Genomic DNA, 13,096 nt, shown 5'->3' on the forward strand with positions numbered 1-13,096 from the left:
ATGGGGTGGCAGAGGGCGTTGGGCAAATGATTGTCGGAAATGGTCCGAATGACGAACTTTGTGGTATCAAGGGAGTCCGATGTCCCATCGTCCTTCGTTTCGACCCTTATCCCGCCCCGACATGACCATGAATCCGGCCCGTTTGGCCGCGCTGCTGGTGACGAGCGCCGCCCTGTTCGCCGCTCCGCTGTCCGCCCAGGAAAAGCCGCCCGCCAAGCCGCCCGCCGCGGCGATGGACCATTCCAAGATGGACCATAGCAAGATGGACCACGGCGCAGCCAAGGCCGAAGGCTGGAAGGAGCTCGACGCCTACCACATGCTGATGATGGCCACCTGGCATCCGGCCAAGGACAAGAATGATCTTGCGCCGATCCGCGCCAAGGCCAGCGAGATGGTCGCGTCGGCCAAGCTCGTGGCCGCGTCGAAGTCGCCGATGGCGTGCCAGAAGCCGGAGCTGCTGAAGGCACAGGCGGACCTTCCGACGGCTACGGAGAAGGTGGCGGCCATGGTCGCGGCCAAGGCCGCTGACGCCGAACTCAAGGCAGGCCTCAAGGGGCTGCACGACAGCTTCGACGTGCTCGAGGGATGTGCGGCGGGGATGAAGCACTAGGCTGGCTCGCTGAACGAAAAGCAAACACCCTAGGAACCAGGAAGGAGGGTGTCAGGGAAGAGGAGGCAGGAACCACGCGCGGTTCACCTGCTTCCTCCCTCCTGACACCCTCCTTCCTGCTTCCTAGGGTGTTTTGTCTGCTCAGGCGAGCAACACTGTCCTTAAATGATCTCGCACGCCCCACCCGCACACGCCACCGTATCACCCAGCGTCGTCATGTCCACGCCTTCGAGCAGCATGGTGTAGTCGACCTCGCGATACGACAACGAATTCCAGCGAATCATGTCCGACTCGGTCGTGACTTCTTCGCGCGGTGCCTGTGCGTAAATCTTGTCGCCCGTCTCGCGCAGCAGCGAAATGCCGGCGAAGTATTCCTTGTTGTCCCAGATGAACTGCTGCACGGCTTCCCATTCGTCGTCCTTCACGGTGACCGTGTTGGACACGTTGTGATGCAGCCCCGGGTTGTACTGCTCGTGACGGCGGCCGGCGCGCACCCAGTGTTCCTGCACCAGTCGCACATACTCCAGGAACTGCACGGCGCCGACGTCTTCGCGCAGGATCGCGTCGGGGGCCGCACTGACCGGGAACGTGATCACATCAGTCGTCTCGGGATCCCACACCGACGTTTCCGTCATGTGCGGATTGTGCAGCTTGAACCACTGGTACAACGGCTCCGTGCGCGCGGCCTGCACGCGACGGAAGTAATGACGCGCGTGGTGCGGGTGAATGCCCGAGCCCGCGCCCAGCACGAGGCTGGCGGTGCCTTCCGGCTTAACGCAGGTGATGCGCGCGGCCGGTTCGATGCCGAGGTGTTCGGCGATCGCCGCGTTGGTGTCGAGGCATTCCTTGGCGCCGCGTTCCAGCACCGACGGATCGAGAAGCAGCGACGGACGGTCGAGGATACCGCAGATCGACACGCCCAACAGCGACTCGCGCTCGTTGATCACGCGCGTGGCGGCACCGAGGTAAGGAATATCGGTGTACGCCGCCTGCAACGTGCCCAGCAGCGAGGCCGCGCGGCAGCATGCCAGGAACGACTCTTCACTGTCGCAGGCGCCGGCGTTGATCGTGGTGAGGTTGCACATCTGCCAGCCCGACACGCGCGAGCCGATCTCGACATCCGGACGGCCGTACTTGGCAAGCTTCGCCTGCGCCGCTTCGTCCACGATCATGTACGGGGCGAGGCCGATTTCCACACACGGATTCGCGCCGTACTCGGCGTCATCCACAAAGTAGAAGCCGGGCTCACCGAACTCCTTCTGGAACTCGAACAGCTTCGCGAAGTCCGACGTCTGCACCGACTCGCGCACGAGCACCGCGGAGTTGTTCGACTTGCCGCGCTGCGGGTTGGTCTCGAACCAGTTGCCCGTCTTGGCCGACGCCATTTCGTCGTCGTCCGACGAGAAGAGGCAGATGGTGGCCGAGCGACGGATACCGCCGGACAGCACGGCGACGGCCACGTGCATCATGATGTCGTACACTTCGATCGGACGGAGCGCGCGGCCCGGCACCTGATCGAGCATACGTTCGGCCGCCAGCAGCGCCTTCTTGAGCGGCAAGTGTCCTGGCGCGCGACCACCCGAGGTCCGCAGCGACTGCCCACGAGAACGGATGGCGCTGTAATTGAACTCGACCTTCGTGCCGTCGAGGTACGAGCGGACCAGTGCGTCGAGCGCGTCCGCCCAGCCCTCAAGCGTATCCGGCACCATATAGTGCACCACCGGCAGTTCATTCTCCGCCGCGCGGAGCGGGAACGTGGGGAGCTGCGACACATGCTGCTTCTGGACACTGAAGCCGACGCCCGTGCCCGACATGAGCAGGAAGAAGGACTCCTTGAACGCGTCGAGCCGGTCCATGTGCGTGAACGCGCAATTGAACATGCGCGCGTTGTTCGCTTCGATGGCGCGGCCGCCGAACTGCAGCGAGCGCATGGAGGGCAGGATCGCGCGACGCTGCAACGCGGACTCCGTTTCCGCCATGAGCGAGTGCAGCGTGCGCCCACCGAATCCCGCCACCGGCGAATCGACGCGATCGGCGAAGTGGTCGCGATGCATGTCCATCACGCGCGTGAACGCTTCGGCCGGCGTCTCGCGGCGACCCAGATCTTCCCGGTAGCGCGAGTAGCGCGACAGAAAGATGTAATCCTGCAAGCCGTTCTCGCCGTGCACGTTGAGACGATGCTGGGCGCGGGCGGCACGGTACAGCACGTAGCGCTTGGCGATATCCCAATGACCGCGCGCGGCGATCATCATTTCGACGATGTCCTGGATCTCTTCGACCGTGGGGACATGATCCTGCGCGCGACGCTCGACGGTATTCACCACGAGCTGCGTGATTGCGCACACGTCAGCGAAGTCGGTAAAGCCGAGGCCGAAGCGATGCGCGGCGTCGTCGTGGAGCGGGTTCGGCGCATCGTCGTGACGCGACGCGTAGAACGCCAGCGCGATCGCACGGGTGATGCGCTCGGGGTCCCACGAGGCCGAACGGCCGTCGCGCTTGACGACCTGCGTGACCGCCTTGATACCGACGGCGTCGTAGCTGGCTCGGAACTCGGAACTGCGGGGGGCGACGGAAACGGCCAAGTGTGCCTCCTTCGGGTGAACCAGCGGTTGAATGCACACCCCCGAGGACCTGCGCTTCCCACCCCCCGGCTGACACGCCGGGCGACGAAAAAGGCTCCTTGCGATGCGCAGCAAGGAGCCCAGCGGAGCCGGCGCCCTTCAAGTGAAGGGCACGCAGCGATCCCCGGCGTGCCCTCCCTCGAGGGTGCGCGCGGACTCCGGCATCTGGTAGGTCTTCTGGCTCGGGACTCGTCCTCCGGAGCGGCCTTCCCGCGCACCCAAACCTGAGTGCGCAGTGGCGTGCTGCTCCTTCGTCCTCCCTTACAGCGGCGGGGCCGCCCCGGAATCGCACCGGGTTCCCTCTTAGCGCCGACCCCAGCGTCGGGATCGGTGACCAAATGCCTATGTCTTGAAACAGTTGCCTGCTGTCACGAACAACAGCGGGAGGCCCAAGTTCCAGCCAAAGACCGATTAAGTCAATACTTGTTTGCAGACACATGGCGCCAACCGCCGCATTTTCTCCGCATGATTCGAGGCGCGGCAGGACAGCGGCGTTACGCTGTCTCGAAGGTGCCGCGTCGCTCGGTCATTCCGCCCTGAATGTGCCACACCCCGCGCGCCATCACGTCGCGCACGCGATGTCCGGCGTCGAGCACGACCAGGTCGGCGTCGGCCCCGACCCGGAGGGAGCCCTTCGCCGACAGGCGGAGCAGCGCCGCCACGTTGCTGGTGAAGGCCGGCAGAATCCGATCGAGACCGTGTCCGCGGGCCACGAGCTCCCGAACCGTTTCCAGCAGACTGCCGGCGTGACCGACGCCCATCTGCACGACCCGGCCATCGGTATCGAACACGGGCAGACACCCGCCCCCGTCGCTGCTGACGGTCACGTTGCTGCCCGGCGCGCCGCTGTCCCAGAAGCGCTCGAGGGCGTCGGCGGCGTTCCAGGCATCTTCCTCCGGCGACACGTCGAACGACGTGATATCCACCACGCAGCCGCGGCGGGCCAGCGCGATCGCCTCCTCGAAGAGCGCCCGCTTCCGATTCACATGGGTCGGGTTGAACACCCGCGCCGGGATCTCGCTGGTGTCGAGCGCCTGTCGCACCAGATCGAGTCCGCGCACGCCGTCTCCCATGTGAAGATGCACCACGCCCGCCTTGCCGGTCATGATGCCGCCCACGTGCGCCTCGGCCGCCACCTTCAACAGATCGTCGAGTGTGGGTTGGCTCGAGCGATGATCACTCAGCGCGAGCTCGCCCACGCCGATCACCCGATCGAGATGCACGATGTCACCGCGCACGCTTCCAGTGAGCGTCACCGGCGGCAGGTGATACCCGCCCGTGTGACACCACGCCGACAGCCCCTCGGCCACCAGCCCGCGAGCCGTGACCACCAGCTCGGCGGTGCTCCGCGTGACGTCGTCGGTGCCGAGTACGCCGATGGCCGTGGTGACACCGGCGTGCGTGTATTGCGAGAGCGGCGGGGCAGGCACGCGCGTGTTCGGGCCGGCTTCACCGCCGCCGCCGGTGAGATGTGCATGGCCGTCCACCAACCCGGGAATGACCACGCGCCCCTCCAAGTCGATCTCAGGCACGCCAAGCACCGGGGGGAGCGCACCGAGCGACGCGCCCATCCACAGGATCTGCTCTCCGCCGATGAGCAGGTCCATCTGCCCCCGCGATTCAGGAGCGAAAACAGTCGCATTGCGTAGCAGCAGCATGCGGGAACGTTACCCAGCGGCCACGGCCAGCGTTAGCTTTGAACATGCTCGACACGTACGGCGATGTACGCGACGCACCGTACGGCCCACGCAAATCCAGGACCTATGCGCGGTTGGATCATCCCGATTGGCGGCAAGCTGCTCGCCCCGTCCATTCTCGACCGCTTTGTCGCGTTGAGCGGTGGCGCGGCGGCACGCATTGCGATCATTCCGACCGCATCGTCCGAGCCGGACATGGGCGCGTTCTATGAGCGCGTGTTCCAACGGCACGGCGTGACCCAGGCCAAAGCGCTCAACTTCGAGCGGCGCAGTGACTGCGACGACCGTGACTGGCTCGAGTGGCTGGGCGGCGCGACCGGTGTCTTCATCACGGGCGGCAATCAGCTCAAGCTCTCCACGACGCTCGGGGGAACCCCGGTCGGGCATGTGCTACGCGAGCGGCATGCGGCGGGGATGCACATTGCCGGCACCAGCGCCGGTGCCGCGTATCTCAGCGAACATATGATCGCGTACGGCGCTGAGGGCAGTTCGCCCCGCGCCGGCATGGTCACGATGTGCGCGGGGCTCGGGCTCACCAATCGCGTCATCATCGATCAGCACTTCCGTCAGCGTGATCGACTGGGGCGTCTGCTCACCGCACTGGCCTACAATCCGTTCGCCTTCGGGCTTGGCGTCGATGAAGACACGGCCGCGTTCATCGGGCCGGATGATACGATCGACGTGATGGGCACTGGCTCGATCACGATCATCGATCCGACGAACGTGTCGTTCTCGTCGATTGCCGAAGCCGAACCCGGCGAAGCCATTACACTGCTTGGCGCCACGCTGCATCTGCTGGCGGCCGGTGCGAGCTTCAATCTCCGCACCCGGCTGGCTGTGGCCACCGCGTCGACCACCTCTCCGCACGACGCGCTCAATGCCGCGCTGGGCGACTCTCTCGTCACGGCCGAATAGCAGATCATGAAGATTCTCGAACGCTCCACGTACGTGGGGCCGAGCCACTACGCGCATTTTCCCGTCATCCGGCTCGTCCTCGACCTTGGAGCGCTCGAAGAGTGGCCCACCAAGCGGCTCGGTGACGAGTTCGTTCAGGCGCTGCTAGCGGCGCTGCCGGGCTTGCACGAGCACGGCTGCTCGTACGGCGAGGCGGGTGGATTCGTACGTCGCATGACAGAAGACGACGGCACGTGGCTGGGGCATGTGCTCGAGCACGTGGCGATCGAGCTGCAGAACATTGCCGGCGTCAAAGTCACCTTCGGCAAGACGCGTGAGACCGCGCAGCCTGGTGTGTACGACGTGGTGTTCGAGTACGAGCAGGCCGATGTCGGACACGAAGCCGCCGAAGTGGCGCTCGATCTGTTGCATCATCTGCTGCCCGAAGCACTGCGTCCACGCGGCACCGATCCGAGCTTCGACCTCGCGGCGCGTCGTGACGCCTTCATTCGATACGCGCAGCGACGGGCCTTGGGACCGAGCACCGCGAGTATCGTGCACGCCGCTGAGGCGCGAGACATCCCGTGGATCCGACTGAACGAGCAGAGTCTCATTCAGCTGGGCTACGGCTGCTATCAGCAGCGGATTCAGGCGACGATCACTGGCAAGACCTCGCACATCGCCGTTGAACTGGCCAGCGACAAGGAAGAGACGAACCGCATTCTGGCCAACCTCGGACTGCCGGTTCCGAAACAGCGCCTCGTGCAGACGGCCGAAAAGGCGATCAGTGCGGCCAAGACCATCGGGTATCCGGTGGTCACGAAGCCGTACAACGGCAATCACGGACGCGGGGTATCGATTGCCTTGGCCACGCCCGAACAGGTGGTGGCCGGCTTCCAGCGCGCGCAGGAGATTTCGCGCAGCGTCATCGTGGAGAGTTACATCACCGGACACGATCACCGCATGCTCGTGGTCAACGGTGAGCTCGTGGCCGTCAGCAAACGGGAGCCCGGAAAGGTGACCGGCGACGGCGTGCACAGCATCGAACAGCTGATTGCCATCGTGAACAGTGATCCGCGTCGCGGGATCGGTCACGAGAAGGTGCTCACGCAGCTCGACCTCGACGAGCAGGCAATGGGGTTGCTCGCCAAGCTGGGGTACAGCGCCGGTACGGTGCCGCCCGCGGGTGAAGACGTCTACCTGCGCCTCACCGCGAACTTGTCGACCGGCGGCACCGCCACCGACATGACCGACGTGGTGCATCCCGACAACGCGGAAATGGCGGTGCGCGCGATTCAGGCCATCGGACTCGACGTCGGCGGCGTGGACTTCCTCACGCCCGACATTACCGAGTCGTACAAGGACATCGGTGGGGCCGTGTGCGAAGTGAATGCCGCGCCCGGCTTCCGCATGCACATGGCGCCGAGTGAGGGCCGCCCGCGCGATGTGGCGGGCAAGGTCATCGACATGCTGTTTCCCGATCGCGCGCCGAGCACGATTCCCATAGCGGCGATCACGGGCACCAACGGCAAGACGACCACGTCGCGCCTGCTGGCGCACATTCACAAGCTGGCGGGCAAGCGCGTCGGACTCACCACCACCGATGGTGTCTACATCGATGGACAGCGCACTGTCGAAGGCGACATGACCGGCCCGACGTCGGCGCGCATCGTGCTCAGCGATCCGGCGGTGCAGGTGGCGGTGTTGGAAACGGCCCGCGGTGGTCTACTCCGCGCCGGTATGGCCATGCGGCATGTAGACGTCGGTGCGGTGCTTAACATTCAGCCCGATCACCTGGGACAGAAGGGTATCGAGACGCTGGAGCAGTTGGCCGAGGTGAAGCGCACGGTGGTGGAGATCGCGACGGATACCGCCGTGCTGAATGCTGACGATCCGAATACGCTGCGGATGGCAGCGTACACGAAGGCCAAGCACGTATGCTACGTGACGATGGACCCGGCCCATGATCTGGTGCGTGAGCACATCCGCGCCGGTGGCCGGGCGATCGCGCTCGAAGCGGGCGTGAACGGACAGATGATCACGATCTACGATCGTGGCGCGCACATCCCGTTGCTCTGGACGCATCTCATTCCGGCCACGCTCGAAGGGCGCGCCACCTTCAACGTGCAGAACGCCATGTTCGCCGCGGCGATGGCGTTTGCCATGGGCGTACGTCTCGAGGATATCCGGCACGGACTGCGCACCTTCGACACGACGTTCTTCCAGGCGCCGGGCCGACTGAACGTGTACGACGAACACCCGTTCAAGGTGCTCTTCGACTACGGCCACAATGCGCACGCCATCGCGGCGCTGTGCGACCTGGTGAATCGCATGAAGCCGGTGGGCCGGCGCATCTGCGTGTTGTCGGCGCCCGGTGACCGGCGAGACGAAGACATTGTGGCGATCGGCGCCGTGTCGGCGGCCGGACACTTCGATCACTACATCGTGCGCCGCGACGATTCGCCGCGCGGGCGCGGTGTCGACGAGGTGCCGCGCATGTTGCGCGACGCGCTGATCTCGCATGGCGTCGCGGCGGACGCGGTCACGATGATCATCGATGAGCAGGAAGCGATCGAAGGCGCGCTCCGCATGGCGCGGGCCGGCGACCTCGTGCTCGTGTTCGCCGACGTGCTCGCGCGCGGCTGGAAGCAGATCACCAACTTCCGGCCGGATGACGAACAGCTCGTGATTCCACCGCCCCGGGCCGCGCGTGCGGTCCCGCGCGCCGCCGTGTCGGAAGAGGCGCCGGCCGACGATACCGCGCCCGCACGTTCGACCGCGGCGCCAGCGACCACCGTTGAACCGCCAGCCAAGTGGAACAGCGTAACCGACGACGTCGTGCTCATGCGTGACGAGCGTGGTGTGATTCTCGTGCCCGAGGCCAGCGATTGACCGACGTGTCGGGCGACGAACCGGAGTATCCGTCGCCGAGCATCAGTGACTGTCGGCGGCTGCAGGGACCGAATCGCTACGGTCCGACGCCCGGTGCCGTGATCACGGTCGTCGTAGCCGATGACGCAGCCCGTCGTGCGGTCGATCATTGGCCGTACGCGGCGCGTCGCCTCACCCAAGCGCTCGGCTGGGAGCGCACCGAGTTCGTGGCGCGTCACAGCATCGGCGACGCGACCTGCTACCTCTCGGCGCCGATGGACGGACTGATGACCGCTACCGCCGTGGCCGAAATGGCGTGGGTGGAGTCGGAAGCCTATGTCGACCAGCGAGAAGTGCCCGACGCCGCGCCATCGCTGCGCGTGCAGTACGCCGAAGAATGCGCGCGACATCCGCACGTGCGTGAGCTGGCCGCGGGAGCGCTCTCGCGAGGCCTTGCCTTCAGTATCGACGATGAAGCCGTGAGTGTCGGCAGCGGACGCGGCGTGCGCACATGGCCACATGGCGACGCGCCGCCGTCAGCGTCGGTAGCGTGGAACGACGTGAGCGATGTTCCGCTCATCATGGTCACGGGCAGCAACGGCAAGACCACCACCACGCGACTCGTCGCCGCAATGTGGCGCGCGGCTGGCGCGACGACCGGTTGGAGCTGCAGCGATGGTGTGTTCGTGGAGTCAGATGTCGAGAAGCGTACGCTCGGCGTGGGTGATTACACGGGGCCCGGTGGTGCGCGACTGGTGATGCGCGACGCCGCCGTCCAGGCGGGCGTGCTGGAGACGGCACGTGGCGGCATGCTGCGCCGCGGGCTTGGCACCACGACCGCCCAGGTGGCGGTGATCACGAACATCTCGGCCGACCACTTCGGTGAGTACGGCGTGCATACGCTGGAGGATCTGGCCGAGGTCAAGGCCATCGTCACGCGAGCGCTCGGGGCTCATGCGCGGCTGGTGCTGAATGCCGATGATCCCTCGCTCGTCGCCCTCGGCGAGCGACTCTCGGCAGTACATGCCGTGCCGATCGTGTGGTTCAGCATGAATGCCGACACGGAGCTCGTGGCTGACGGCATCGATGTGCATGGCGATGGCGCAGTGCTGCACGACGGACATCTCATGCTCTGTCGTGAGGGCGTGTGGGGCGATTCCGGGCGCGTGAACGACATGCCCGTCACGGCCGATGGAGCGGCGCGCCACAACGTGGAGAACGCACTCGCCGCTGCGCTCACGGCCAGTTGCGCCGGCGTGCCACTGTCGGCGGTGCACGTGACCCTTCGCCGATTCGGCTCGGCCGTGCATCACAACGCGGGACGTCTGGAGCGCTACGCCTTCGGCGGCATCACGGTGTTCGTGGACTACGCACACAATCCCGAAGGCATCCGCGCACTCTGCGCGACCGCGGCCTCGGTTGCGGCCACGAGACGCGGGCTGGTGCTCGGCAACGCCGGTGATCGCGACGACGAGCAGCTGCGTGCGCTCGCTCGCGCGGCGTGGAGCGTGGCGACGTTCGATCGCGTGATCGTGAAGGAGATGGTGTCGCTGCTGCGCGGGCGTCCAGAGGGGGAGTTGCCGGCGCTGCTGGTCGACGAGCTCCGACGCTGCGGCGCGCCCAACGATCGTGTGACGATATCGCCCAGCGAATTCGACGCGGTGTGCGAGTTGCTCGCGTGGGCACGCGGCGGCGATGTGTTGGTGCTGCCCACCCACGCCGAGCGCGGGCGGGTCACGGGGTATCTCGAACAGCTGCGAGCCAGCGGGTGGCGAGCCGGCGAGTCGCTGCCGGAGACGTAGCCGGCAGCGAATAGGGCAGCGTATCGCGGCCGCGTATCGGGCCGTGCTATTTCACGGTGATCATCTTGACCATGCCCTTCTCCGTATGCGCGCGACCATCGCGGGCCGGGATCATGCAGGCGAGGATGTACCGCCCCGGCTTCATGCGGACGGTCAGAAATGCTTCCTGATTGGGCGCGATCGGCCCGGTCTGACCCAGCGTCGGCATCCAGGGCGGGATGATGCCTTTGCTGTGGTACATATCGAGGAACTCCCGCAGCGTATGGTTCGCCGGGAGCTCGAGCAGAGCAAGGGCGTGCAGATCGGCGCCGGCGTTCGTGAGGTTGAAGGCAACGACTCCGGCTGGCACCTGATCGGGCGCCGTGAAGTTGTAGTCGACGCCGCTCACCGCCACGTAGGTCACGCGATTCGCGTTGAGTGCGGGCTTGGCGGCTGCTGCCGCTACCGCGGGTTTGGCGGGCGCGGCCGCTTGGGAGCGGGCGGCGTGTGCAGGCGACAACGACAGCAGGACGGCGGCGAGCGGGCAGAGCGACTGAGCGAAACGCATCAGGACCTCCGGGGCCTTGGGATACTTCGAGCATCACATTGCGAGCATCCCTGATGCTGCAGCGCAACGGGCCGGACGTCAATGACGTCCGGCCCGTATTCCTAGCGGCTGCCGGCGGATGGCTGACGATTCGTCTCTTCGAAACCGTACATGAGTCGCGTTTCGGAGACCGGATAGCTCACGCCCCACGCCCCTTCGGTGAGCAACGTTTCGCCGGTCTCTTTGCTCACGTACCACACGTCCGGTTTGCGGCCCGTCTCGAGGATCACCCGCCACGTGGCGTAGCGACCACTCAGCGTCTGGATGTCACGGGAGCCGTCGACGCGGAGATTCAGATACTCTGATTCACCCATGGCGAAGCTGCGATCGTCACCGGATAGCGCGCCAACGCTGGCGCGCCAGCGCTCGTGCAGCGGGGCGGCGCGCAGCAGGAGTCGCATGGTTTCCTCAGTCGGTACGAACGGGATGTGCGTGTCGAGCTTTCTGAACGCGCCGTTTCGAAACGGCATGAGCGTCATGCCATTCCGCAGTCGCTTTCCGCGCGGTGCGATCAGCGAGTCGGTCTCTACGAGCGTGCTGTCGGTGAACGTCTGCCGCATGCGCATGAAGCCGGCGTAGCGTGACCGCCGGACGGGTCGCAAGTCGTTTCGCCGCAGCCAGACGGTGTCATACTGCGCGTTGCGCTCACTGTTCTCAGCGAGACCTGTGGATGTTTGTGTCACGGTCACCAGACACCACGTACGCTGCTTCTCGAGCACCGCCGAGTCGAGCTCGACTGTGTATGTCGTGAAGGGCAGTAACGCGTGTAGCGCGTTGCCGACACTACGCAGATAGGTGCGGCGTCCCGGCTTGAGGCGGGACACATCAAGGGCGGCGAGCCCGGGATACGGTGCGTTGCGGTCGGCGGCACCAGGCGACTGCGCAAAGGCTACGCGCGGCCATGGAGAGAGTGCTTCCATGCGCGATTCGCGACTGGACATCGCCGCGCTGGTCGTCGAGTCGGCAAGGGCGACGGCAGCCGGCGGCGCCTGCCTGGGGACCGCCTGCGCCGTTGCCGGCAACGCGTCGTTCTCCGATCGGTGCGACCACAGCGACGTCACCGCCGCGACCAGCGTTGCCGCGACCGCGATGACGATCATCCACACCCGCCCCGCGAGCTGCTCCACGGAGAGCGTATCGATCGCGGACGGCGTTACGGTGGGTGACACCGGCACGGCGGCGGCCTCGCCGCTGGGCAGCATCACGCGCAGGCCATCGGCCCGACTCGCATGGACGCGATCCAGCAGTGCGCTGGACGGCGCGACGAAGGTGGCCTCACGAACGAGCGCCGCCAAGTCCCGATCGTCCGTGAAAAGCGCGCGGCGGTTCATACCACAGCCTCCAGCAAGCGGCGCAGCTGTTGCACCGCGCGATGCAGCCGAACTTCAGACGTATTGGTGGAGATCTCGAGTAGTCCCGCGATCTCCGCGTGCGAATAGCCCTCGATCACCCGCAAGACGAACACATGCCGCAGCGGCGGCGTGAGTGTGGCGAGCGCCTGTAGCACCTTTTCCTGCAGCAGCGGATCGCCCTCGGGTGTACTCGTGGCTGGTTCTGCGATGCCGGCCAGGGAGACATCCCCGCGCTGCCGAACCTGCCGCTGACGCATGAGCGCCACGCGCGTGGTCACGCGACCGATCCACGCTCCGAACTGCCCGCGTTCGTCGTAGCGCGCCAGCGCCTCAGGGAGCCCCACGAACACGTCGTGGACGATGTCCTCGGCGTCCTGCCGCGACGCCGTGAGCCGCAGCGCCAGCGCCATCAGCGTCGGTGCGTGGGCCCGGTAACACGCCGCCAGCGCGTCGGGATCGCCCGCCCGGATGGCCGGCAGCGAGATCAGCGTCGCTGACCGTTGTCCGTTCGGATCTGGGAGCGAGGAGGAGACGGAATGGCTCATGAGTATTGGATCAATGCCCGGCGGGCGGGGAAGCTTACATTCGCGCGCCAACCAATAGAACGCGACCTGGTGAAGTACGTAGAAGCGCCGAGAGTCTCCCAAAGCCGTCTCTGCGCGT

Annotated in this window: 9 protein-coding genes and 1 riboswitch; of the genes, 4 read left to right on the forward strand and 5 right to left on the reverse strand. The window is 66.0% G+C overall.

Annotated elements, in window-relative coordinates; translation table 11 throughout:
* The first annotated feature begins 121 nt into the window (after positions 1–121).
* A complete protein-coding gene (locus HKW67_RS21880) occupies positions 122–610 on the forward strand; it encodes a hypothetical protein (RefSeq protein ID WP_171227423.1) in 489 nt (162 codons plus the stop codon).
* A gap of 161 nt (positions 611–771) precedes the next feature.
* On the opposite strand, the gene HKW67_RS21885 is transcribed toward HKW67_RS21880, so the two are convergent.
* Positions 772–3,192: an ATP cone domain-containing protein gene (locus HKW67_RS21885; RefSeq protein ID WP_171227424.1), complete on the reverse strand. Its 2,421-nt coding sequence runs from the start codon at positions 3,190–3,192 to the stop codon at positions 772–774.
* 189 nt (positions 3,193–3,381) lie between these two features.
* A riboswitch (cobalamin riboswitch) is annotated at positions 3,382–3,585 on the reverse strand.
* Positions 3,586–3,725: 140 nt separating this feature from the next.
* Complete coding sequence (gene iadA / locus HKW67_RS21890; RefSeq protein ID WP_171227425.1) at positions 3,726–4,889, reverse strand: beta-aspartyl-peptidase; 1,164 nt, start codon at positions 4,887–4,889, stop codon at positions 3,726–3,728.
* Positions 4,890–4,994: 105 nt separating this feature from the next.
* On the opposite strand from iadA, the gene HKW67_RS21895 reads away from it, so the two are divergent.
* From HKW67_RS21895 to HKW67_RS21905, 3 genes are read left to right on the forward strand one after another with little or no spacing between them, the layout of a single operon-like run.
* Positions 4,995–5,843, forward strand: coding sequence for a cyanophycinase (locus tag HKW67_RS21895; RefSeq protein WP_171227426.1), 849 nt, complete (start codon positions 4,995–4,997; stop codon positions 5,841–5,843).
* 6 nt (positions 5,844–5,849) lie between these two features.
* The gene (gene cphA / locus HKW67_RS21900) at positions 5,850–8,714 is read left to right on the forward strand and encodes a cyanophycin synthetase (RefSeq protein WP_171227427.1); all 2,865 of its coding nucleotides are present in this window, start codon (positions 5,850–5,852) and stop codon (positions 8,712–8,714) included.
* A 5-nt stretch (positions 8,715–8,719) separates the two neighbouring features.
* Positions 8,720–10,495, forward strand: a complete 1,776-nt coding sequence (locus HKW67_RS21905) for a Mur ligase family protein (protein ID WP_230981193.1) — start codon at positions 8,720–8,722, stop codon at positions 10,493–10,495.
* 46 nt (positions 10,496–10,541) lie between these two features.
* Here HKW67_RS21905 and HKW67_RS21910 read toward each other — a convergent pair whose 3' ends face one another.
* The 3 genes from HKW67_RS21910 to HKW67_RS21920 all read right to left on the reverse strand — a co-directional run bounded on the left by HKW67_RS21910 (position 10,542) and on the right by HKW67_RS21920 (position 12,978).
* Positions 10,542–11,042 carry a cupredoxin domain-containing protein gene (locus HKW67_RS21910; RefSeq protein WP_171227429.1) on the reverse strand — a complete coding sequence of 167 codons (501 nt, stop codon included), beginning with the start codon at positions 11,040–11,042 and terminating at the stop codon, positions 10,542–10,544.
* 101 nt (positions 11,043–11,143) lie between these two features.
* Positions 11,144–12,412 carry a hypothetical protein gene (locus tag HKW67_RS21915; RefSeq protein ID WP_171227430.1) on the reverse strand — a complete coding sequence of 423 codons (1,269 nt, stop codon included), beginning with the start codon at positions 12,410–12,412 and terminating at the stop codon, positions 11,144–11,146.
* Positions 12,409–12,978, reverse strand: coding sequence for an RNA polymerase sigma factor (locus HKW67_RS21920; protein ID WP_171227431.1), 570 nt, complete (start codon positions 12,976–12,978; stop codon positions 12,409–12,411). The genes HKW67_RS21915 and HKW67_RS21920 overlap by 4 nt, the downstream gene beginning before the upstream one ends.
* Between the last annotated feature and the right edge of the window lie 118 nt (positions 12,979–13,096).

The sequence above is a fragment of the Gemmatimonas groenlandica genome (assembly GCF_013004105.1).
GTDB lineage: Bacteria > Gemmatimonadota > Gemmatimonadetes > Gemmatimonadales > Gemmatimonadaceae > Gemmatimonas > Gemmatimonas groenlandica.